Annotated in this window: 19 protein-coding genes; 16 read left to right on the top strand and 3 right to left on the bottom strand. The window is 65.5% G+C overall.

Annotated features, from left to right (window positions below; genetic code table 11):
* The gene (locus NG701_RS01710) at window positions 1-741 is read right to left on the bottom strand and encodes a GntR family transcriptional regulator (protein WP_252563916.1); all 741 of its coding nucleotides are present in this window, start codon (window positions 739-741) and stop codon (window positions 1-3) included.
* A gap of 235 nt (window positions 742-976) precedes the next feature.
* On the opposite strand from NG701_RS01710, the gene NG701_RS01705 reads away from it, so the two are divergent.
* The 5 genes from NG701_RS01705 to NG701_RS01685 all read left to right on the top strand — a co-directional run bounded on the left by NG701_RS01705 (window position 977) and on the right by NG701_RS01685 (window position 5,935).
* Complete coding sequence (locus tag NG701_RS01705; protein ID WP_252563914.1) at window positions 977-1,465, top strand: SRPBCC family protein; 489 nt, start codon at window positions 977-979, stop codon at window positions 1,463-1,465.
* Window positions 1,466-1,594: 129 nt separating this feature from the next.
* Complete coding sequence (locus NG701_RS01700; RefSeq protein ID WP_104062788.1) at window positions 1,595-2,302, top strand: FadR/GntR family transcriptional regulator; 708 nt, start codon at window positions 1,595-1,597, stop codon at window positions 2,300-2,302.
* A gap of 197 nt (window positions 2,303-2,499) precedes the next feature.
* A complete protein-coding gene (locus NG701_RS01695) occupies window positions 2,500-3,885 on the top strand; it encodes an MFS transporter (protein WP_252563911.1) in 1,386 nt (461 codons plus the stop codon).
* A 26-nt stretch (window positions 3,886-3,911) separates the two neighbouring features.
* The gene (locus tag NG701_RS01690) at window positions 3,912-4,685 is read left to right on the top strand and encodes an SDR family NAD(P)-dependent oxidoreductase (RefSeq protein WP_058929921.1); all 774 of its coding nucleotides are present in this window, start codon (window positions 3,912-3,914) and stop codon (window positions 4,683-4,685) included.
* Between the two features lie 116 nt (window positions 4,686-4,801).
* Window positions 4,802-5,935: an LOG family protein gene (locus NG701_RS01685; RefSeq protein ID WP_252563908.1), complete on the top strand. Its 1,134-nt coding sequence runs from the start codon at window positions 4,802-4,804 to the stop codon at window positions 5,933-5,935.
* Window positions 5,936-5,957: 22 nt separating this feature from the next.
* On the opposite strand, the gene NG701_RS01680 is transcribed toward NG701_RS01685, so the two are convergent.
* Entirely contained in the window at window positions 5,958-7,097 is a 1,140-nt protein-coding gene (locus NG701_RS01680) for a VIT1/CCC1 transporter family protein (protein ID WP_252563905.1), read from the bottom strand.
* Window positions 7,098-7,365: 268 nt separating this feature from the next.
* Between NG701_RS01680 and NG701_RS01675 the strand changes: the two genes are divergently transcribed.
* Window positions 7,366-7,590 (top strand): hypothetical protein, encoded by a 225-nt coding sequence (locus tag NG701_RS01675; RefSeq protein WP_252563902.1) that lies wholly within the window; start codon window positions 7,366-7,368, stop codon window positions 7,588-7,590.
* 106 nt (window positions 7,591-7,696) lie between these two features.
* On the opposite strand, the gene NG701_RS01670 is transcribed toward NG701_RS01675, so the two are convergent.
* On the bottom strand, window positions 7,697-9,238 hold the full coding sequence (locus NG701_RS01670) for a sodium:solute symporter family protein (RefSeq protein ID WP_252563899.1): 1,542 nt from the start codon (window positions 9,236-9,238) through the stop codon (window positions 7,697-7,699).
* Between the two features lie 283 nt (window positions 9,239-9,521).
* Between NG701_RS01670 and NG701_RS01665 the strand changes: the two genes are divergently transcribed.
* The 10 genes from NG701_RS01665 to NG701_RS01620 all read left to right on the top strand — a co-directional run bounded on the left by NG701_RS01665 (window position 9,522) and on the right by NG701_RS01620 (window position 22,351).
* Window positions 9,522-10,097 (top strand): helix-turn-helix domain-containing protein, encoded by a 576-nt coding sequence (locus NG701_RS01665; RefSeq protein WP_058929916.1) that lies wholly within the window; start codon window positions 9,522-9,524, stop codon window positions 10,095-10,097.
* 284 nt (window positions 10,098-10,381) lie between these two features.
* A complete protein-coding gene (gene speB, locus NG701_RS01660) occupies window positions 10,382-11,446 on the top strand; it encodes an agmatinase (RefSeq protein WP_252563896.1) in 1,065 nt (354 codons plus the stop codon).
* Window positions 11,447-11,451: 5 nt separating this feature from the next.
* Window positions 11,452-13,158, top strand: a complete 1,707-nt coding sequence (locus NG701_RS01655) for a thiamine pyrophosphate-binding protein (RefSeq protein WP_252563893.1) — start codon at window positions 11,452-11,454, stop codon at window positions 13,156-13,158.
* 121 nt (window positions 13,159-13,279) lie between these two features.
* Complete coding sequence (locus tag NG701_RS01650; RefSeq protein WP_252563891.1) at window positions 13,280-13,549, top strand: MarR family winged helix-turn-helix transcriptional regulator; 270 nt, start codon at window positions 13,280-13,282, stop codon at window positions 13,547-13,549.
* Between the two features lies 1 nt (window position 13,550).
* Window positions 13,551-15,164 carry an MFS transporter gene (locus tag NG701_RS01645; RefSeq protein ID WP_252563888.1) on the top strand — a complete coding sequence of 538 codons (1,614 nt, stop codon included), beginning with the start codon at window positions 13,551-13,553 and terminating at the stop codon, window positions 15,162-15,164.
* A 250-nt stretch (window positions 15,165-15,414) separates the two neighbouring features.
* Complete coding sequence (locus NG701_RS01640) at window positions 15,415-17,148, top strand: ABC transporter ATP-binding protein (protein ID WP_252563886.1); 1,734 nt, start codon at window positions 15,415-15,417, stop codon at window positions 17,146-17,148.
* Between the two features lie 149 nt (window positions 17,149-17,297).
* On the top strand, window positions 17,298-19,229 hold the full coding sequence (locus NG701_RS01635) for an ABC transporter ATP-binding protein (RefSeq protein ID WP_252564107.1): 1,932 nt from the start codon (window positions 17,298-17,300) through the stop codon (window positions 19,227-19,229).
* Window positions 19,230-19,276: 47 nt separating this feature from the next.
* On the top strand, window positions 19,277-19,693 hold the full coding sequence (locus NG701_RS01630) for an acyl-CoA thioesterase (protein WP_252563883.1): 417 nt from the start codon (window positions 19,277-19,279) through the stop codon (window positions 19,691-19,693).
* 100 nt (window positions 19,694-19,793) lie between these two features.
* A complete protein-coding gene (locus NG701_RS01625) occupies window positions 19,794-20,045 on the top strand; it encodes a PLDc N-terminal domain-containing protein (RefSeq protein WP_141139620.1) in 252 nt (83 codons plus the stop codon).
* A 71-nt stretch (window positions 20,046-20,116) separates the two neighbouring features.
* Complete coding sequence (locus NG701_RS01620; RefSeq protein ID WP_252563881.1) at window positions 20,117-22,351, top strand: McrB family protein; 2,235 nt, start codon at window positions 20,117-20,119, stop codon at window positions 22,349-22,351.
* The last annotated feature ends 10 nt before the right edge of the window (window positions 22,352-22,361 follow it).

Genomic DNA, 22,361 nt, shown 5'->3' with positions numbered 1-22,361 from the left:
CTATCGCTGTACGAGTGTCATTTCAAAGCTGTACGAATCCGCCCGGTACACGTGGTGTCCGGTTTCCACCCGTCGGCCGGCGTCGTCTGTTGCGGTGCGCTCCATGGTGACCAGGGCGGAACTGACCTCGGCCTCCAGCAGGCGCGCCTGGTAGTCGTTGGCGATCATCGCGCCGATTCTTTGCGAGGCCAGGCGGAAGTTGACGCCGCCGCGGCGGAGAATGGCGTAGAGGCCCTCAGCGGCGAGCATGGCTTCGTCCATGCTCGCGATGTCGTCCCGGACCCAGTTCTCCATCAGGGCAAGGGGCTTGCCACCCACTTTCCGCAGGCGGGTGAAGTGGTAGACCTTGGAGCCGGCAGGCAATTCGAGGGTGGCGAGCGTCGCTGCGTCGGCCTCCACGTGGGAGAAGGTCAACACCTGGGTGGTGGGCTTCTTGCCGTTATTGGAGAGGTCATCGAACAGGCTGGAGAGCTCCAGGGGGCGGCGGACCTGGCTGGAGACCACCTGGGTGCCCACGCCGCGCTTGCGGACCAGCAGCCCCGAGCGGACCAGTTCATCCATGGCTTTGCGCATGGTGGGCCGGGACAGGTTCAGCTGGGCCGCGAGATCGATTTCGTTTTCCAGCCGGCTGCCGGGTTCCAGGATTCCGCTGTGAATGGCAGCCTCGATACCCTGTACCACCTGGTGGTACAGGGGCACCGGCGAGGAGCGGTCGATGATGAGACCAAGTTGATTCGCCACTAGATATTCCTCGTTCCGTGCCGGAAGCTGGTACCCGCCCGAGGCCCGGGAGGGAATCCATGTCCTACTATGTTCGCTTGATAGGACATACTGCCTTTGTTGATAATATCAGCCGATCTTTGGGGGTCAAGGCTACGGCCATGCTGTGGCGCCACGCGTCCCGTGCGGAACCGGACCGCCGCGGCCGCACCGGCCGGCTCGCTCCCAATGGTGCCCGTGGTCCTAGGCTGGGGGGATGAACAACCGATACCTCGTGTCCCGCGAACGCTTCATCCCTGCCCCGCCCGAAGTGATCTTTGAAGTCCTGGCCACTCCGGCGCTGCACAGTGCGATAGACGGTTCCGGCACCGTGAAGGGCGCCCAGCCGCGCGGCCCGGAGCGGCTGAGCCTCGGAGCCCGCTTTGGCATGGAAATGAATATGGCCGTGGACTACAAAATCCTGAACACGGTCTCCGAATTCGAGGAAGGCAGGCGCATTGCCTGGCGCCATTTCTATGGCCACATCTGGCGCTACATCCTGGAGCCGGCCACCGGCGCCGACGGTACTGCCGGTACGCGCGTGACCGAACAATGGGACGCTAGGGCGGTCCGTGGGAAGTTTTTCCTTCGGCTGGCAGGTTACTTGCGCCGCCACCCCGCCAGCATCGAAAAGACCTTGGCCAATCTTGAGGCCTACGTTGCGGCCTCCGGTCGGCGCGAGGCCGGCAACACAGGCATTTCCTGAGACGCCGCTTCTTTCCTGAGACGCCGCTTCAACGGGCGGTGAGGATGGCGGGGGTCCCGGTCCGTACGGCGGCTTCTGTAATGTGGATGGCACCCGGAGTACGGGGTAAGACTAAAGGTGGGAAGCGCGATGGGCCGCAGGACACTTGTTGACGACCTTGTCGACGGCCTGCTCGAAGATATCCTGGACGGCAAACTGCAGCCCCACGTAGCCTTACCGCCCGAAGCCGACATCGCCAAAGCCTACGACGTCAGCCGCCTCACGGTGCGCGAGGCACTCAAGGCCCTGCGGGCACAGAACATCCTCTACGTTAAAGCCGGCCGCGGGACCTTCGTCAACCCGACCGACAACTGGACCGGTCTGGATGCGATCTTCAAGGCCGCTTCGCACGACAATGGGGCGGAGCAGGTCGCAGTGGGGTTGATCGAGATGCGGCGCATGGTGGAAACCGGGGCCGCTGCGCTCGCGGCCAAACGCCATACACCCGAGCATGCGCAGCAGATGCGCGAGTGCATTGCGGACATGAAGCGCTTCCATGATTCCGGCGACCTCGATGCCTTCGTGGCGGCAGACATCGCCTTCCACGACGCAGTGTTGAAGGCTTCCGGCAATCCATTTGTCCGGGCGCTGTTCGCGCAGCTAGGTCAGCTCCTTTACGTAAAACGGCGTGAAACGTCCGCCGTCGAAGAGATCCAACTGCACGCCATTGAGTACCACCAAAAGGTCATGGAAAGCATCCTCAGCGGCGAGGCCGAGCTGGCCCGCCGCACCATGGACGAGCATATGGACCAGACATACCGGGACTACGAACGCTACGTGCACCACGCAGCATCCTGACGTTGCAGCCCGCACCAAACAGGTCTTGACGTAATCCGCATCACTAATCTATGCTTTTTTTCAGTTGTTCGGTCAGATGTCTGACATCTGACTCAATCGCATTGATCCCGTTCCCATTTGGACTGGGCCTCCCAAGATATCCGCACGGATTCCGCCACCACCGCCGGTGCCGGACTCCGTTAGACAGAAGGTCGAAGATGACTTCACTCTCCTTAAAATCCGCAGGGCTCGGCGAGCTTGGCGAGCGTACGCTCCGCAAGGTCCGCCGCCGGGTTATGCCACTGATTGTCCTGCTCTATTTCGTTGCCTACCTTGACCGCAACAACGTGGGCTTCGCCAAGCTCACCATGAGCGAGGACATCGGCCTGAATGCCGCAGCTTACGGGCTCGGCGCCGGCATCTTCTTCCTCGGCTATGCGCTCCTCGAGGTGCCCAGCAACGCAGGCATGTACCGGTTCGGCGCACGCAAGTGGCTGGCCCGGATCCTTATTACGTGGGGCATCTTCGCCACGGCCATGTGCCTGGTGAACGGTGAAACCACCTACTACATCATCCGTTTCCTGTTGGGGGCGGCAGAGGCTGGATTCTTCCCGGCCATCCTCTTCTACCTGACCCTGTGGTTCCCCGCCGCTCAGCGCGTCACGGTACTGGGCATCTTCATCCTCGCCCAGCCCATCTCCAACGCCCTCGGCGCCCCGGTCTCCGGACTGCTGCTCCAGATGGACGGCGTCATGGGCCTGCAGGGCTGGCAGTGGCTGTACATCATCGAAGGTATCCCGGCCATCATCCTTGGCCTGCTCACCCCCATCCTCATGACCGACCGCCCGCGGGATGCCAAGTGGCTCAACCCGGACGAGCGCGAATGGCTTGCCACCACCATGGACAAAGAGTTGGCCGTCAAGTCCAGTTCCGGCAGCCACAACTTCCTATCCGGCCTCAAGGACAAGCGCACCCTGACCTACTCGGCCCTGTACTTCGGCCTGGTCTGCGGCATCTACGGACTGGGTCTCTGGATGCCCACCATCGTCGCCGCCTTGGGCAAGTTCTCCACCGCCCAGGTCGGGTTCATCGTCCTCATTCCCTACTCCGTGGCTGCAGTCTTTGTGTACTTCTGGAGCAGGCGTGCGGACAAGACCGGAAAGCGGGCCTGGCACAGTGCGGTCAGCATGGTCCTTGCCGGCATGGGCCTCCTTGCCGCAGGCTACATGCTCCCGGTCAACCCCATACTGGCCCTCATTGCCCTGACCGCCGCGGCCATGGGTATCTACGGCGCCATCGCGCCGTTCCTGTCCATGCCGTCCGCGGCGCTCACCGGGGCAGCTGCTGCTTCCGGCCTCGCCCTGATCAACTCACTGGGTAACCTCGGCGGTTTTGTGGCCCCCTACGCTGTCGGCCTGCTGAACGACGCCACGGGCAACAACCAGAGCGGCCTGCTGTTCCTGTCCTTCTGCCTCTGCGTCACGGCGGTCGCCACCTACCTTTACGCACGCAAGCGCCCCGAAGGCGATGCCGCGCTGGATCCCGCAGTTGCCGCGACTGCCGCTGTGACCCCTGATTCCACGCAGCCCGCCAAAATCTCCTGATCTCGAAATCACTGAAGGAAAACCCCATGACTACCAGCAACTTCCCCTCCGAACGCACAGTTGTCCTGACCGGCGCCGCGTCGGCCCGCGGCATCGGCCGCGCCGCCGCTGACCGGATGGCCAGCGAGGGATGGTCAATCGCCATCCTCGACATCAACGCGGAGGACGCCAAGGCCGCCGCCGCGGAGATCGGCTCCAACCGTGCCGTCAAGGCCATTGGCGTCGGAGCCGACGTGTCCGACGAGGCGTCCGTGGACCGGGCCATCACCGAGATCGAAGACGCGCTTCCCCCGATTGTTGCGCTCGCCAACCTCGCCGGGATCAGCTCCCCGACGACGTTCATGGAAACCACCGTGGCGGAGTGGGACAACGTCTTCGCCATCAACATGCGCGGTACCTTCATCGTTTCCCAGCGGGTCCTCAAGGGCATGATCGAGCGAAAGCTCGGGCGCATCGTGAGCATCTCGTCCATCTCCGCCCAGCGCGGCGGCGGAACGTTCTCGAAGGTTGCCTACAGCGCCACCAAAGCCGGAATCCTCGGGTTTACCCGCGCCCTGGCCCGCGAAGTCGGCGAGTTCGGCATCACGGTCAATGCGATTGCCCCCGGCCCGATCGACACCGACATCATGGGTGGAACCCTCACCGATGAGCGCAAAGCGCAGCTGTCCGAGGGCATCATGATGGGCCGCGTGGGCACCCGCGAGGAAGTGGCAGCCTTGATCGCCTTCCTGTTGGGCCAGGACTCGGGCTACATCACCGCCGCCACCTACGACATCAACGGCGGCCTCCAGGTTTCCTGACCGGGAACCAGACCCAGGCACGGGCACCCCTCCGGTTTTCCGGCGGGGGTGCCCTCGTGCCGTGCAGTGCCGTGCCGTGCAGTGCCGGAGCCTCGGCCGAAGTCTAGGCTGGCACTATGAACCCCTCCGGCGGCCTGGTCCCCAGCCCTCGGACCCTTGAGGTTGAGAGCCTGGACGCCTTCGACCGACTGGTCGCCGCCGGCGCGGTGGCCATGCACGGCTGGCACGCCCAGTCACTGGACCTGCGCGGCCGCAAGGCAGCGCTTGAGACGCTGGACGTGGAGGGTGCCATTTTCCTGGGCTGCACCTTCGACCAGGGCGTTGAAGACGGGCTTCGTCGCCGCGGCGCACTGATCTTCCCCAGGCTGCAGGGTGTGCCGTTCGATCCCTACCGGGCCCGGCTCTATACACCGCAGGAACTGTACGCCGGCCTGGAAAACTCACCCTATGAGGAGCTGCCTGACGCCCTGGTGTACCAGTGGAGCATCCGCCCGGGGCAACGCAACCGGCTGGACGCCACACTGGCCTCGGCGCTGCATGACCACGCCATCGGCGACGCCCTGGACGAGTTCACACACTCGGACCCCTACGCCGGCCGCACCGCCGTGGGCGTGATGGGCGGGCATGCCGCCCTGCGGGGAACCCCGGACTTCGCTCAGGCAGCCGAGCTGGGCAGGCTCCTGGCGCAGAGCGGGCGGATCGTGGCAACCGGCGGCGGCCCGGGTGCCATGGAAGCGGCAAACCTCGGCGCGTATCTGAGCCGCGTTCCGCACGCCGAGTTCACGGCGGCGCTCGCCGGCCTTGGAGCCGTCCCCGGCTTCCGCCCCTCGGTGTCCGCGTGGGCACGCGAGGCGGCCGCCGTCGTCGAACGCCATCCGGGCGGAGCGCCGTCGCTGGGCATCCCCACGTGGTTCTACGGGCATGAGCCGCCGAACTACTTTGCCACCCACATCGCCAAGTACTTCGCCAACGCCATCCGGGAGGCGATCCTGCTGGAACTGTGCGACGGCGGCATCATCTTCCTGCCGGGAGCGGCCGGTACCGTGCAGGAAATTTTCCAGGACGCCTGCGAGAACTACTACAGCGCCCGCGAAGCCGTGACGCCGATGGTGCTGGTGGGCCGGCAGCACTGGGAGCACGAGTATCCCGCGTGGCCCATGCTCCGGCGGCTGGCTGCCGGACGGGCCATGGAGGACCGGATCTTCCTGGTGGACAGTGTGGACGAGGCGCTCGCGGTGCTGGGCGGCTGACTATTCCGGCGTCCGGCCGTTGCTAACCCACCACGGTGCCGAAGGCCAGGCCCAGCACATAGGTTACGGCGGCGGCGCCCAGGCCGATGCCCAGCTGGCGCAGCCCGCGCGTCAGCGGCGACGTCCCGGACAGCAGGCCCACGATTCCGCCGGTCGCCAACAGCGCCAGCCCCACCAGCACCGCTGCCACCACCAGGGCGGTCACCCCGGTCAGGCCGAACAGGAACGGCAGGATGGGGACCACGGCGCCGGACGCGAAAAAGCAGAAGCTGGACAGCGCCGCCCCCCACGCGGTGCCCACGGCCTCGTGCTGGTCCTCTGCCTCCGGCAGCTCGGGCTGGAGCGACAGGCTGGGATCGCAGTCGCAGCTCAGCAGCCCCATGCGTTCGGCCACACGGTGTGCGGCCGCTTCGTGGGACATCCCGCGCGCCAGGTAGACGAGCATCAGTTCGTTGTGTTCGATGTCCAGTTTCGGGGCGGCCGCGAGGGTGATCTGGGTGGGACGCGTGGCTGCCAGGAGCTCGCGCTGGGACCGCACGGAGACAAACTCGCCCGCGGCCATGGACATGGCACCGGCGAGAAGCCCTGCCACACCGCTGAGCAGCACCACACCGCTTGCCACTCCGGAAGCGGCCATGCCCACCACGAGTGAGAGGTTGCTTACCAGGCCATCGTTGGCGCCAAAAACAGCGGCACGGAACGTCCCGGCGAGCCGGTTGCGGCCACGGGTTGCCAGGCCTCGGACCACTTCCTCATGGATCTGTTCATCCGCCGCCATGGCGTCCGTGGCGTTGGGTTCCAAGGCGTAGGGGGAGCGGCCTTCAGCGCGCTGGGCGAGGGCCAGGACGAAAACGGAGCCGAAGTGGCGGGCCAGGAAGCCCAGGAACTGGCTGCGGAGGGACGCCGGCCGGGACTTTTGGGCGTGGTCGCCGAGGAGGCGCAGCCAGTGGGCCTCGTGCCGCCCCTCGGCTTCGGCGAGGGCCAGCAGGATGGCACGTTCTTCGCCGTCGCGGTTCTGGGCGAGATCGCGGTAGACGGCGGCCTCTGCCCGTTCGTCCGCCAAGTACTGGCGCCACCGGCGGATGTCGGCCTGTGTGGGCTGCGGCGCGGATGGATTGGGTTCCGCGGGCCGGGCTTGGCTGGGATTGGGGTGCTGAGACACGCAAGGCTCCTGTGCTGGATGGGCATGGTTCGGCCCCATTGCACCGCCCAGCCTACCGCGGAATTCCGCGGATTTTCGGCTGGCTGCCCTCACTGCGGAGTTTAGGTTTCCCTCAAAATTCGGCGGTCTGCCGCGTGTGCCCGGACGGGTTGCGCCGGCTCTTGACCGGGCCCAACGGCGGTGCTGTGATGAAGGAGTGGGGTCCGCCCGCGCCCACCGCCGGCGCCCATGGACAATGCACGTCAGGCGAACAAACGGAGGTCGAATCATGAGCACCACCGGACAGCACCCGGACATGCCGCACCTGGAATCTGTTGAATCGGATCCCGCCTACGACTACGCCGAGGACGTCCCCATCAACGTGGACGACTGGGACGCCGAAGACGAATTCCTGGACGCCGAAAAGGTGGTGGTTCCCACGCCACCGGTGGCAGTCGACGCCGAGGAGCGCGTGGTTCCACTCGATGAGGACGAGTTCCGCGGAACCGAATAGAACGAACGACGGCGGCACTCCGGTTCGCGGGGAAGCGAAGGGGAGTGCCGCCGTCGTACTCTCTGGTGACCGAGCCTGTTATCTTCGGTGATCGGGCCTGTCGAGATTAGCGGCTCGGGTGGCTGGCGACCGGGTGGGCCTCCATGGGCAGCTCTTCGGTGACCGCTCCTGCGACCCGCTTTTCCCAGGCCTCGCGGACCTCGGGGTCCGTGGGAGGCGTGAGCAGCGAGATCACGATGTACGAAGCCAGCGAGGCGCCGAGGCCCCAGTAGATGGGTTCGTTGGCGTAGACGCCGTCAACGCTGGGGATGACTCCGACGGCGTACATGATCAGCAGGGCCAGGGTCAGGACCGAGCCAACGGCCATGGACCAGGCGGCTGCGATGCCGGTGCCGCGCTTCCAGACCAGGCCGCCGAGGATGGCCACCAGCAGGCCGCCCACCAGGATGTCGTAGGCGATGGTCAGTGCCACGACGACGTCCTGTGCCGCCATGGAGATCAGCACGGCCACGATGCCCAGGCCAAGGACCCAGTAACGGTTGGCCTTGACGTCGTGCTCGGGGTTTTCGGTGTCGTCGGTGTTGATCGTCTTGCCGAACCAGCTGGCCACGAACGGCACCACGTCGGCGCGGGCCACCGTGGCGGCTGCGATGAGGGCGCCGGAGGCGGTGGACATCATGGCGGCGACTGCGGCGGCCATGACCAGGCCGCCGATGCCGATCGGCAGGATCTGGGTGGCGACTTCGGCGTAGACAACGTCCTTGCCGAGGTTGGCGACGTCGATGTCGGGCAGGGCCACGCGGGCGGCCAGGCCGATCAGGGCACCGGCGACGCCGTACAGGATGCAGTAGACGCCGGCCGTTGCGCCGCCCCAGCGGGCCACGGTGGGGGTCTTGGCGGTAAAGACGCGCTGCCAGATGTCCTGGCCGATGAGCAGGCCGAGGGTGTAGACCACGAAGTACGTGATGATGGTCTGCATCCCGATGCCATCAAGCTGGAAGAAGCTGGCGTCAACGCGGCTGCGGATGCCGTCGAAGCCGCCGGCGGCGTTGAGCGTGAACGGCAGCATCAGGGCGAAGATGCCCACGGTCTTGATGATGAACTGCACCTGGTCGGCCAGGGTGATGGACCACATGCCGCCGATGGTGGAGTAGACCAGGACGATGGCGCCGCCGACTGCGATGGCGAGCCAGCGCTCCCAGTCGAACAGGACCACGAAGATAGTGGCGTAGGCGCCGGTGGAGGTGGCGCAGAGCATCAGGGTGTAGGCCAGCATCACGATGCCGGAGGTCTGGGTGGCGCGCTGGCCGTAGCGCAGGCTGAGCATCTGGGAGACCGTGTAGATCTTCAGCCGCTGGATGGTGCCGGCGAAGAGCAGGCTCAGGAGGAGCACACCCGCGCCGATGGCGACCACCAACCACATGCCGGAGATGCCGAACTTGTAGCCCAAGCCGACGCCGCCGACGGTGGAGGCACCGCCCAGGACGACGGCGGCCATGGTGCCGGTGTAGAGCAGCGGGCCGAGGCGGCGGCCGGCAACCAGGAAGTCGCTGTTGTTCTTGGTGCGGGACTTGCCCCACCAGCCGAAGGCCAGCATGGCGATGAGGTACACCACCACGATGGCGATGTTGACGAAGTTAGCGTCCATTTGGGGCTCCTTGGAGCTGATCTGCAGTGTGTCTGGAATCCCGGCGGCGCTGCTGGGAAGCCGGTATTCCGCTGCTCTTGTGGAAAGGGGAGGAAGAGTTCCTCAAATATTGCCTCACAGGCAACACTTGTTGCCGGGAAGCGTATGCTGTGACTGACGCAACAGTCAAGGTCGGCCGTCCTATCTGTTGTTCGCCGCGGCGCCCGCCACGTCACGCGGGTCGGCTGGCCATTAGGATTGCTCCAGAGATGGGGCCGCACCGCCGGCCACGAAAGGTCTGCACATGAAGGCACTGCCAGTTGAGCCGAGCAATGTTCCCGTTGCCATCGGTTCCCGAATCCGTGCCGCCCGGCAGTCGCAGCGGCTCACCATCGAGCAGGTTGCCGACGCCACCGGCCTGACTAAGGGCTTCCTCAGCCGCGTGGAACGTGACCTTACGTCGCCGTCGGTGGCGTCCCTGGTGACGCTGTGCCAGGTCCTGTCCATCTCGATCGGCGACTTGTTTGTGGCCCCGGAAACCCACCTGACCAAGCGGGACGAAGGCCCACGGATCTCCCTGGGCGGCGAAGGCATCGTGGAGCGGCTGTTGACTGCCCGTTCCGAACGGCGCATCCAGATCATCCAGGCCGTCATCGAGCCGCATGGCCGCGGCGAGGCTGAGCTTTACGCCGTGGACTGCGACGTGGACGTGCTCCATGTGATCAAGGGGCGCATCCGGCTGATCCTGACCAACGAGGAATACGAGCTCAGTACCGGCGACACCGTGACATTCCCGGGCCGCGAACCGCATACGTGGGTCAATCCCACCGACGAGGCCGTCGAAGTTCTCTGGGTCCTGGTCCCCGCCGCCAGCCGGTAGGTCTTCCTTCCGCCGCTCTCTGCCGCGGGCGGTCCTGCCCTCCGTCGCGCGCTCCGTGCGTTCCTGCCCAGTTTGTGGCCCGTTTTCTTCTGGCTTCGCACGGGCAACCCCAGTGTGACCCGGAAATCAGGAGTTCGTCTCAGGTGCCCGCCAAGGCAACTGGGCGGGAGCGATCACCGAGACCCCGGCCAGGAGAGTTTTGTAAACAACTGATGCGCATAAGAAAACTTCAGGCTATGATGGCTGTCACACCCGCCGATCAATCCTCGAAGGAGAGGCTCATCTTGAAAGAGCTGCGCATCGAAGCCAACGGCAACCTTGGCCCCATCGATTCATCCCGTATCCCGCGCTATGCCGGCGCTGCAACCTACGCCCGCCTGCCGCGCCTGGACCAGGTGGCCAAGGCTGACGTGACGGTGGTGGGCGTGCCCTTTGACTCGGGTGTTTCGTACCGCCCCGGCGCACGGTTCGGATCCAACCACATCCGGGAAGCGAGCCGCCTGCTCCGGCCCTACAACCCGGCCTGGGACGTCAGCCCGTTCGAAAACATCCAGGTGGCCGACGCCGGCGACATGGCGGTCAACCCGTTCAACATCAACGAAGCCATCGAAACCATCCAGCAGAACGCCCTGGACCTCACCGCGGCCGGCAGCAAGCTGGTGACGCTCGGCGGGGACCACACCATCGCCCTGCCATTGCTCCGCGCGGCTGCCGAGCGGGCCGGCGGACCCATTGCCATGCTGCACTTCGATGCCCACCTGGACACGTGGGACACCTACTTCGGCGCCGAATACACGCACGGCACCCCGTTCCGCCGGGCTGTTGAAGAAGGCATCCTGGACACGGAAGCCATCAGCCACATCGGCACCCGCGGCCCGCTGTACGGCAAAAAGGATCTCGACGACGACCACCGCTTCGGGTTCGGCATCGTCACCTCCGCTGACGTCTACTACCAGGGCGTCCTGGAGACCGTAGCCAAGGTCCGTGACCGGATCGGCAACCGCCCGCTCTACATTTCCGTGGACATCGACGTCCTGGACCCCGCACATGCGCCCGGTACCGGAACCCCGGAGGCCGGCGGCATCACCAGCCGCGAGCTCCTGGAGATCATCCGGGGCTTCCGCGGCATGAACCTGGTGGGCGCCGACGTCGTCGAGGTTGCCCCCGCCTACGACCACGCCGAAATCACCGGCGTGGCAGCCAGCCATGTGGCCTATGAACTGATGACCCTGATGGCGGACAATGCTGTTGAAGGCGACCGGTTCGGGGCCGCCAACGGCTACGCCGCGCAAGCTCTCGGCCAGGAAGCCCGCCAACCTGCCGGTTTCGCCGCCGGAACCAAGGAGTAGCCACGATGATTGATTTCGATCCGGGCACGGCAACTGCGCCCGCAGGGGACAGCAGACGGACCAGCCAGCGCAACGGTGGGGACCTCGTCGTCGAAACCCTTGAAGCGCTCGGCGCCAAGACCGTCTTCGGCATCCCGGGCCAGCACGCACTCGGCCTGTTTGACGCCATGGGCCGCGGCAACCTGCACTTCGTGTCCTCGCGTGTGGAGAACAACAGCGCCTTCGCTGCGGACGGGTATTCCCGCGCCACCGGGGAAGTGGGCGTGCTGTTCCTGTCCACCGGACCCGGTGCGCTGACGTCCCTCGCCGGCTTGCAGGAGGCCTACGCCACGGGTGTGCCCATGGTGGTAGTGGCCAGCCAGATCCCGCTCGAGGGACTGGGCGCCCGCCGCAAGGGCATGCTCCACCAGCTCGATGACCAGAAGGCCTCGGCCGCGAACGTCACCAAGAGCCAGCGCCTGATCCAGCACGCGTCCGGTATCCCGTCGGCCATCCAGGATGCCTGGACTGAAGCCATCTCGTCGCCGCAGGGCCCGGTCTGGCTGGAAATCCCGCAGAACGTGCTGCTGGATCCCATCATGGTGCCCCCGGTGGAGGACGCGCTCGCCGAGGCAGCGGACAACCCGCCGCGCGTGGAGTTGGTCCGGGAAGCGGTGAAATGGCTGTCGACGGCGGAACGTCCCGCCATCATCGCCGGTGGCGGTACCCGGCGGGGCCGGGCCGAAAAATCGCTGCTCTCGATTGCCGAAAAGCTGCGGGCACCGGTTATCTGCACGCCTGGCGGCAACGGCGCCTTCCCGTGGACCCATGAGCTCTCGCTGCAGTCCTGGATCGAGGACCGCCACATGACGGACCTCCTGGAGGATGCTGACGTCCTGATTGTCATCGGCTCGTCCCTCGGTGAAGTCACCTCCAACTACTTCACGTTCGCGCCCCGCGGCCGCATCATCCAGATCGACGCCGAACCGCGCGTCCTCGAATCGAACAGTCCTGGCCTGGGCATCCGCGCCGACGCCGGCCAGGCCCTCGCCGCCCTCGACGAGGCCCTGGTGGCGCCCGTCGACACCGCCCGCAGCTGGCATGGGACGACCCCGGAGGACCTGGTGAAGGACTCGCTCGCCAAGGTCAAGGCAAGGCTCGAATCCCAGGACCTGGGCAAAGAGCTGAAGTTCATGTCCGACATCCGCGAAGCCGTCCCCGCGGACATGCAGACCTTCTGGGACATGACCATCTCCGCGTACTGGGGCTGGAGCTGCTGGGATGCCCGGCAGGGCCAGTTCCACTCCGCCCAGGGCGCCGGCGGCCTGGGCTATGGCTTCCCCGCAGCCATCGGCGGTGCCGTCGGCCTGGAAACAGTCGGCAAGCCCGGCCGGGTCCTCGCCGTGTCCGGTGACGGTTCATCCATGTACTCCATCTCCGAGCTCGCCACCGCAAAGCAGCACAACATCCCGGTCACCTGGCTGATCGTGGACGACGGCGGCTACGGCATCCTGCGCGAATACATGGTGGGCGCGTTCGGCAAGGCCACGGCCACCGAGCTCGCGCGCCCCGACTTCGTAAAGCTCGCCGAAGCTTTCGGTGTGCCGGCCACGCGGGTGGCCCCCGAGGATGTCGGGGACGCGCTCAAGGCGGGCTTCGCGGCGGACGGACCCAACGTCGTCGTCGTCGAAACCCTGCTCAAGATGTTCGGCCCCACCCACCTGGACGGCTGAACACCCAGCACCAAAGCACCCGCTCCACCACAGCCCCCGCTCCACCACAGCGCGAGAGGACACTTGAGGCCCCATTCCAAAGGGCCCCAAGTGTCCTCTCGCGCTTTAAGAGCTGGGTTACGTGATCCGGCGGCAGGATCCCGACGACGGCCGCGCCCAGTTGGTTGCCCTGTCGCCGGCCGGCGCTGACAAGCTCCGGAAGATCGAAGAGCGCCGCACGGCCACGCTGCAGGAGTACCTCAGCGATTGGAGCCAGGAGGATGCCGAGGACACGGCACGGATCCTGACGAAACTCTCCGAGTCCCTCAAGCATTCAACCCGGGCACATGCTGTCCCGGCACTTCCAACCGCGATAACAGCCGCCGCAACCCAGAACCTGCAGGAGCACTGATATGTCGAGCCAGCCCGCCGCACCGCCCTTGGCGATGACCCACCGCCAGATCATGGAAGCCCTGACCGGGCTCCTCGCGGCGTTCTTCACCGCCATCCTCAGCAGCACCATTGTGGCCAACGCGTTGCCCACCATCATGTCCGATCTGCACGGCACCCAAACCGACTTCGCCTGGGTGATCACGGCTGCCCTGCTGGCCAACGCCGTCACCACCCCCATCTGGGGCAAGCTGTCCGACCTCTTCAACAAGAAGCTGCTGGTCCAGCTGAGCATTGTCATCTTCGTGGCCGGCTCCGTGATGGCCGGACTCTCCGAAACCATTCCGCTGCTGCTCACCGCACGCGTGATCCAGGGAGCGGCCATGGGCGGACTCACCGCGTTGGCGCAGGCCATCATCGGCACCATGATCCCGCCGCGGGACCGCGGCAAATACTCCGGCTACATGGGCGCCGTGATGGCGGTGGGCACTGCCGGCGGCCCGCTGCTGGGCGGTTTCATCGTGGACAGCCCGCTGGGCTGGCGCTGGACCTTCTTCGTCTGCGTGCCGCTCGCCGTCGTCGCGCTCATCCTGCTCCAGATCACCCTGAAAATCGAGCACGTCAAGCGCCCGGCCAAGATCGACTGGCTTGGCTCCATCCTGCTGACCTCCGGCGTCAGCCTGCTCCTGATCTGGGTTTCCTTCGCCGGAAACCCTGCCTACTACGACTGGGTTTCCTGGGAGTCGGCCGCCATGGTTGGCGGCGGCGTGGTGCTGCTGGCCCTGCTGGTGCTGGTGGAGTCCAAGGTGGAGCAGCCCATCATTCCGCTGAAGATCATCTCCGAACGCACCACCGCTCTGGCCATCATCGCTTCGGTGGCCGTGGGCATCGCGATGTTCGGTTCAACCACCTTCCTGGGCCAGTACTTCCAGGTGGCCCGCGGCGCTACGCCTACTGAAGCCGGACTCCTGACGCTGCCGATGATCGCCGGCAACCTGACCGGTTCGGTCGTTTCCGGTCTGCTCATCAGCCGCACCGGCAAGTGGAAGGGCTACCTGATCGGCGGGTCCATCCTGCTGATCGGCGGCCTCGGCCTGGCCGGCACCATGGACCACACCACCGAACTGTGGCAGGCCGGGATCTTCACGGCAATCCTGGGCGTGGGCCTCGGCATGCTCATGCAGAACCTGGTCCTGGCGGTGCAGAACACGGTCCGGGCGTCCGATATCGGTTCGGCCAGCGCATCCGTGGCATTCTTCCGTTCGGTGGGCGGCGCGATCGGTGTGTCCGTGCTCGGCGCCGTCCTCAGCAGCCGGGTCAGCGAACTCGCCACGCAGGGCCTGGCTGCGGCCGGCATCCCCGTGGCGGGCGGGTCGGCCGGAGCCAGCATGGACCTCGTTGACATGCCCGCACCGGTGCGCGAGATCATGCGCGCTGCCTACGGCGACGCCACCGCAGAGGTCTTCCTGATCTCCGCCGGCGTTGCGGTGATAGCCCTGATCTCGGTCCTGTTCATCAAGGAGCGCCCGCTGCGGCGCACCGTTGACATCCAGCCGGAGGCCGAACCAGGGGCAGGGGCCGAGGCAAACGCCAACGCTGAAAGCACGACGCCGGAACTCGCCTCCGCGAGTCGCTAACCTGAGCGCGAACGGCTGATCGCCGCGCGAACGGACACTTGAGGCCCCACGGATCCGGGGCCGCAAGTGTCCTTTCGCGCAGGTGAGTGGTGGAGGAACGTGTGGGGGAGTACGCCGATCGGATGATATTCGCCGTAGATGTTTCGCCCGGGCAACGGATTTCGTAGAGTGGGTAGGCTGAGAAATGTCAGCCCCGTCTGTTACTACTTATCCTCATCATTTCGCGCTCTCTTCCTAAGGATTCACGGGCATGCTCCGCACCCTCATACGGCGCTACTCCAAGCCGTATATGCCGTATATCATCGCCGTCGTAGTGTTCCAGCTCGCGTCCACCATCGCGGCGCTGTACCTTCCCAGCCTTAATGCCCAGATCATCGACGAAGGCGTTTCCCGCGGGGATACGGATTTCATTTGGCGGACCGGGTCCGTGATGCTGCTGGTGGCCATTGTCCAGGTGGGCACTGCCATCGCCGGCGTCTACTACGGCTCAAAAACGGCCATGGCCGTGGGCCGCGATCTGCGCCGCGGGGTGTTCCGCAAGGTCACCAGTTTCTCCGCCAAGGACGTGAACACGTTCGGCGCCCCCACCCTCATCACCCGCGGCACCAACGACGTCCAGCAGGTCCAGATGCTGGTGCTGATGGGACTGAACTTCATGGTGGCCACCCCCATCATGTGCATCGGCGGCATCATCATGGCGCTGCGCGAGGACATCAGCCTGTCGTGGCTGGTCTGGGTCTCCGTGCCCGTGCTGATCGTGGTAGTGGGCTACCTGGTGGTCAGGCTCATGCCCCTGTTCCGTTCCATGCAGAAGAAGATCGACCGCATCAACGCCGTCCTTCGCGAGCAGATCATCGGCATCCGCGTGGTCCGCGCCTTTGTCCGCGAACCCTATGAAACCGAGCGTTTCGGCGTCGCCAACAAGGACCTGACCGACGTCTCCCTGAAAATCGGGGCCCTGTTTGTCCTGATGTTCCCGGCCATCGGCATGATCCTGCACCTGTCCACGGCCGCCGTGCTGTGGTTCGGCGGCCAGCGCGTGGATTCAGGCGAGATGCAGGTGGGCGCCCTGACCGCGTTCCTGCAGTACCTGCTCCAGATCCTCATCGCCGTCATGATGGGCACGTTTATGGCCATGATGATCCCGCGCGCCTCCGTCTGCGCGGACCGCATCGGTGAAGTGCTCGACGTCGAACCCTCCATCCACGATCCCGAACGTCCCGAAACTCCCGCCACCCTGGCCGGGGTAGTGGAGTACCGGAACGTCACCTTTGCCTACCCCGGTGCCGAGACGCCGGTGCTGAGCAACATCAGCTTCACCGCCAAGCCAGGTGAGACCGTTGCCATCATCGGTTCCACCGGTGCAGGCAAGACCTCGCTGCTGGCCCTGCTGCCGCGCCTGTACGACATCGCCGAGGGCGAAGTCCTCCTGGACGGCGTCTCCGTCAGCAACCTGGACCGTGCCGAGATCACCAAGCGCGTGGCCCTGGTCCCACAGAGGCCGTACCTCTTCTCCGGCACCATCGAGCACAACCTGCGCTTCGGCAAGACCGAAGCCACCGACCAGGAACTCTGGGACGCGCTGCAGATCGCCCAGGGCGGGGACTTTGTCCGCGAGAAGAAGAATGGACTGAACGCCCGCATCGCGCAGGGCGGCATCAACGTCTCCGGCGGCCAGCGGCAGCGGCTCTGCATCGCCCGCGCCTTGATCACCAAACCCAAGGTCTACCTCTTTGACGATTCGTTCTCGGCGCTGGACGTGGCAACCGACGCCAGGCTCCGCGCCGCGCTGAAACAGACCACCGCCGACGCCACCGTGATCATCGTGGCCCAGCGGATCTCCACCATCACCGACGCGGACCAGATCCTGGTCCTGGACAACGGCCGGATCGTGGACCGCGGAACGCATGAGGAACTCCTGGAAACCTCACCCACCTACCAGGAAATTGTTGAATCCCAGCTGAGCGTGGAGGAAATGGCATGAGCGCCGCCAAGAAGGACTCGGCAGGCTCGACCACCGAAGCGATAAGCTCGACCACCGAAACGAACCCGGAATCCGTAACTCCCGAAGACCTTCTGGAGGACGACGATTTCTTCGAGGAGGAATACAAGCCCTCCGAAGCCGACGGCGACATGTTCGGCGGTATGCCCGCTAAGAAGGCCGAGCACTTCTGGCCCTCGGCGAAGCGCCTGCTGGGGCTCCTGAAGCCTGAGGCTGTGGGCATTTACGCCGTGGTGGCCCTGGTGGTGGTCTCGGTGGTCCTGAATGTCATCGCCCCCAAGATCCTGGGCCAGGCCATGGACGTCATCTTCGGCGGCGTGGTTGGCAAGCAACTGCCCGCGGGCGCCAGCAAGGACGAGTTCGTGGAAGGCCTGCGTCAGCAGGGGCAGGATAACTTCGCGGACATGGTGTCGCGGATGGAGTTGGTTCCCGGCACCGGGATCAACTTCCAGAAACTCTCAGTCCTGATCGCCATGGTGCTGCTGATGTACTTTGTGGCCAACATTTTCCTCTGGCTGCAGGGCTACGTGCTGAACCGCATCGTCATGAAGGTGATCCGCAGGCTCCGGGACGACACCGAAAAGAAGCTGAACCGGCTCCCGCTGAACTACTTCGACACCCGCCAGCGCGGCGACGTCCTCTCCCGGGTGACGAACGACGTCGACAACGTCCAGCAGGCGCTGCAGCAGGCGTTCGCGCAGCTGATCAGCTCGCTGCTGACGGTGATCGGCATCGTCATCATGATGTTCATCGTCTCCTGGCAGCTTGCTCTCATTGCCCTTGTGGCGCTGCCGCTGTCCGGTGTGGCTGCCGGCCTGATCGGCTCGCGCAGCCAGAAGCTCTTCGCCGCCCAGTGGAAGAACACGGGCGAGCTGAACGGCCAGATCGAGGAGTCCTTCTCCGGGCACGATCTTGTGCGGGTCTTCGGCCGTGACGCTGACATGTTGGAACGCTTCGAAGAGCGGAACGAGGCCCTCTACAAGGCCAGCTTCGGAGCCCAGTTCGTCTCCGGCATGATCTTCCCGGTTATGCAGTGCGTTTCCTACCTCAGCTATGTGGGCATCGCCGTCGTGGGTGGCCTCCGGGTAGCCTCGGGCTCGATGTCCCTGGGCGACGCCACTGCGTTCATCCAGTACTCGCGCGAGTTCACCCAGCCGCTGGGCCAGATGGCCGGCATGGCCAACATGCTGCAGTCGGGTGTCGCATCCTCGGAGCGGGTCTTTGAATTCCTCGACGCCGACGAGCAGGACTCCGAGACTGCCACCGAGCACCTGCCAGCCAAGACCGACGGCCATGTCGAGTTCAAGGACGTCACGTTCAGCTACACCGAGGACAAGCCGCTGATCGAAAACCTGTCCTTCACGGCAGAACCGGGGCACACTGTGGCAATTGTTGGTCCCACCGGGGCCGGCAAAACCACCCTGGTAAACCTCGTGATGCGCTTCTACGAGCTCAACTCAGGTTCCATCACCCTGGATGGCGTGGATGTCACGCACCTGAGCCGGTCCGAGCTGCGGTCCAAGGTGGGCATGGTGCTACAGGATGCGTGGCTGTTTGGCGGGTCCATTTACGACAACATCCGGTATGGCAACCTGGACGCCACCGAGGAGCAGGTCATGGCAGCCGCCAAGGCCACCTTCGTGGACCGCTTTGTGCGCGCGCTCCCGGATGGCTACGACACCGTGATCGATGAAGAAGGCAACAACGTCAGCGCCGGTGAAAAGCAACTGATCACCATCGCCCGCGCATTTGTGGCCAACCCGTCGCTGCTCATCCTGGACGAGGCCACCAGCTCCGTGGATACACGCACCGAGCTGCTGGTCCAGAAGGCCATGGCGGCGCTGCGGACGGACCGCACCAGCTTTGTGATCGCGCACCGGCTCTCCACCATCCGCGACGCCGACACCATCCTGGTGATGGAGAACGGCAAGATCGTGGAGCAGGGCAACCACAAGACGCTGCTGGCGGCTGAGGGTGCCTATTACCGGCTGTATATGTCCCAGTTCGCCGGTTCCGACGTTGAAGAAACCGTTGTGGACGATTCGACGGCGGTCCACAGCTGAGCGCGCCGGGCACCGGATCACCCCGGCGCATCGAGGTCCTGGTCCCGATGCGCTGGGGTGACATGGACGCCTACGGGCACATCAACAACGTCCAGATTGTCAGGATGCTCGAGGAGGCCCGGATCGCAGCGTTCGGGCCTCCCCGGGGTGCCGGCCTGCCCGGCATCGAACCGGAAGTGTCGCTCTTCAACGACGTTCCGGAGGGAACCCTGGCGCTGGTAGTGGACCACAGGATCCGCTACGTCAGGACGTTGGAATACCGCAACGTCCCGGCTGTGGTCCAGGTGTGGATCGGCGCGGTGAAGGGCGCCAGCTTCGACATCCACTACGTAGTTCAGGACCCGGTCACCCGGGAGGAGTGCGTCCGGGCCAGCAGCCATCTGGCGTTTGTGGACGAGGCTTCCGGCCGCGTCCTTCGCCTGACGCCGGAGCAGAAGGAGCGGCTGGCGCCGTTCACCGTTTGAGCCGTTCGCGTTTTGAACCGTACGGCGCCGTGCCCGCACACCCGTTGCGCAGGCACGGCGCACACCGGAAACTGGAAATACCCACTAAGGAGCGTTGACCATGGCCAAGAAAAACAAAAAGACCTGGAAAGAGATGTCACCGGCGGCACGGGCGGGATTCGTGGTCATCGGGATAGGGCAGGTGGCGCTGATGCTGGCCGCCCAGCGTGACATCTCCAAGCGTCCGGCGGCGCAAATCAATGGGCCAAAGGCAGCCTGGCGGGTGGCCGCCCTGATCAATTTCATCGGGCCGATGGGCTACTTCATTCTAGGGCGCAAACGGCCCGGAGCCGGACTCGGAGCAGTTAAGTAGCAGGCCTCGGATCTGCACGCCGTCAGGGTCTTCGGAGCAGGCATCCAGCTTGAGCCTGTAAATTTGAACCCATGACCCCAAATCCCAAGACTGCCATGCACCGCGCCCTCGGTGTCTCAAAGGAGATCGAGGACGCGGCCTGGTTTGTGCTGGGACCGGGCTTGCAGGGCAAGCCGTCGGCCCTGGACGGGAACACCCTGACGTGGACTGCGGAGGCTGCGGCGGAGCTGCTGGAGCGCCTGGACCGGGGAGCCGCTGATGCCAAGGCGCCCATGATGACCAATCTCCGGCAGAACCTCGAGGACGCCTCCCGCGAGGCAAAGCAACTGGCCGTGGAGCTGCTCTTCCTGCAGTCACTGCCCCTGGCGCACGAGGTCAAGTCGCTCAAGGTCAAGCGCGCCCGGGTGGCGGAGGCTGCGTCCTGGCTGGAGCCGCCGCTGGAGCTGCCCGAGGAACTTTACAAGGGCATGACGGACCACGGCGTGATCCGGGACCGCACCGCCGAATTCAACTGGACCATCTGGGACCACCTCAAGTGGCTCTGCCGGTTTGTGCAGCATGTGGACCAGCAGGTTCCTGCGGCCATCGCCAAGGCGCTGAAGGACCCGCTGAAGTTCCATGAGCTCGCCGCGGGCACCCCGGCGGACCAGCCCGCCATCCGCCGCAGCATCGAATACCTGGCCTGGCCCAGCTACTTCGAGCCGGTAGTGGCGGACGTGGAGCGGCAGGAAATCCGGGACGCCTTCGCCTCGCTGGTAGGCGGGGCCAAGGGCGATTCCGACGAGGAAATCACCGCGGACATAAACCGCATCCGCCTGCACCTGGATGAACAGGCGGGCCAGCGCATCGACTGGTACGCCCGCCAGCTGGTCAGCCAGTGGCGCAAAGTCGGGGACCCCGGCCGACGCGCGTGGCTGCTGCGTACCCACAGCGACAACGCTGAACTCCTCACCGCGTGGCAGGACGAGGAGAAGGTGACGCTCGACGTCGAACATCTCCGCCACCTGGACCCCGGCGTGACCGCGGGGCTGGTGCAGCACGCCGTGGACGAGGACTACAAGCATCTCGGCTACGTCGAGCGGGAGGACACCAAAACGGCGGTGTTTGCCTTCCTCACGGTCATGAAGCCGGGCGACCTGGTTCTGTTCCAGCACGCCGGCACCGTGCGGCTGGGCGTGGTGCTGGGCGAGCCCGAGCACAACGACGATAACCGCCGGCTGCGGCGCAAGGTGCGCTGGCTGGACGACGACGGCCACGCCACCGCAGACCTGCCGCGCCACGTCCAGCGGCAGCTGGCCACCTCGGGGATCGTTGTTGACGTGACCAGGGTGGTGCAGGCGCTCCAGGCGCTCGTGCCGGCCGAGGCGGAACCGGATGACGACGACGCCGACGCACCGGCCGCCGTCGTCCCCCCTGTGCAGGAGGGCTTCCGCCCGCTGAGCCGCGACTTCGCGGACTCGCTGCACATGGACCTGGAGCCGCTGCAGGAGATCGCGGAACTGCTGGAGGAGAACCGCCAGCTGGTCCTGTACGGGCCGCCCGGAACGGGCAAGACGTACCTGGCCAAGCACCTCGCGGCGGAACTGGCCCAGGACAGCACGGACGAGCGGGTGAAGCTGGTGCAGTTCCACCCGTCGTACGCGTATGAGGACTTTTTTGAGGGCTACCGGCCGGACAAGACGGACGAGGGCCAGGTGGCCTTCAAGCTCGTGGCGGGGCCGCTGCGCCGGCTGGCCGAGGAAGCCGCCAAGCCCGGGAACGAAAAGAAGCCCTATTTCCTGATCATTGACGAGATGAACCGCGCCAACCTGGCCAAGGTGTTCGGCGAGCTCTATTTCCTGCTGGAGTACCGCGATGACCGGATCTACCTGCAGTACAGCCCGAACGAGCCGTTTACGCTGCCGGACAACCTGTACATCATCGGCACCATGAACACCGCGGACCGGTCCATCGCCATGATGGATGCCGCCATCCGACGCCGGTTCGCGTTCATCGAGCTGCATCCGCAGACGGAGCCCGTGAAGGGGTCGCTGCTGCGGTTCCTGCAGGCGCGGGACCTGGACACCACGCCGGCGCTGCTGCTTGACGCGCTCAACGCCGCCATCGACGAGTGGGACCGGGACCTGATGATCGGCCCGTCGTACTTCATGAAAACAGCCGCCCAGACGCCGGCAGGTCTGCGCCGGATCTGGAAGTACGAGCTGATGCCGCTGCTGGAAGAGCACTACCACGGCCAGCTGACCCGGGCGCAGCTGGAGGAGCGGTTCGGGCTGGAGCAGCTGCTGGGACGCCTTGTTACCAGCTAAGCCAACCCAC

Origin of the sequence: Pseudarthrobacter cellobiosi (assembly GCF_023913815.1) — a bacterium.
GTDB classification, from domain to species: domain Bacteria; phylum Actinomycetota; class Actinomycetes; order Actinomycetales; family Micrococcaceae; genus Arthrobacter; species Arthrobacter cellobiosi.
Note: the sequence above shows the minus strand (reverse complement) of the source record. Positions and strands in the feature narration are given on the sequence as shown.

Coding starts and splice junctions, on each gene's coding strand:
- NG701_RS01705 (WP_252563914.1), top strand. CDS start 977: ATGAACAACCGATACCTCGTGTCCCGCGAACGCTTCATCCCTGCCCCG.
- NG701_RS01700 (WP_104062788.1), top strand. CDS start 1,595: ATGGGCCGCAGGACACTTGTTGACGACCTTGTCGACGGCCTGCTCGAA.
- NG701_RS01695 (WP_252563911.1), top strand. CDS start 2,500: ATGACTTCACTCTCCTTAAAATCCGCAGGGCTCGGCGAGCTTGGCGAG.
- NG701_RS01690 (WP_058929921.1), top strand. CDS start 3,912: ATGACTACCAGCAACTTCCCCTCCGAACGCACAGTTGTCCTGACCGGC.
- NG701_RS01685 (WP_252563908.1), top strand. CDS start 4,802: ATGAACCCCTCCGGCGGCCTGGTCCCCAGCCCTCGGACCCTTGAGGTT.
- NG701_RS01675 (WP_252563902.1), top strand. CDS start 7,366: ATGAGCACCACCGGACAGCACCCGGACATGCCGCACCTGGAATCTGTT.
- NG701_RS01670 (WP_252563899.1), bottom strand. CDS start 9,238: ATGGACGCTAACTTCGTCAACATCGCCATCGTGGTGGTGTACCTCATC.
- NG701_RS01665 (WP_058929916.1), top strand. CDS start 9,522: ATGAAGGCACTGCCAGTTGAGCCGAGCAATGTTCCCGTTGCCATCGGT.
- NG701_RS01655 (WP_252563893.1), top strand. CDS start 11,452: ATGATTGATTTCGATCCGGGCACGGCAACTGCGCCCGCAGGGGACAGC.
- NG701_RS01645 (WP_252563888.1), top strand. CDS start 13,551: ATGTCGAGCCAGCCCGCCGCACCGCCCTTGGCGATGACCCACCGCCAG.
- NG701_RS01640 (WP_252563886.1), top strand. CDS start 15,415: ATGCTCCGCACCCTCATACGGCGCTACTCCAAGCCGTATATGCCGTAT.
- NG701_RS01635 (WP_252564107.1), top strand. CDS start 17,298: ATGTTCGGCGGTATGCCCGCTAAGAAGGCCGAGCACTTCTGGCCCTCG.
- NG701_RS01630 (WP_252563883.1), top strand. CDS start 19,277: ATGCGCTGGGGTGACATGGACGCCTACGGGCACATCAACAACGTCCAG.
- NG701_RS01625 (WP_141139620.1), top strand. CDS start 19,794: ATGGCCAAGAAAAACAAAAAGACCTGGAAAGAGATGTCACCGGCGGCA.
- NG701_RS01620 (WP_252563881.1), top strand. CDS start 20,117: ATGACCCCAAATCCCAAGACTGCCATGCACCGCGCCCTCGGTGTCTCA.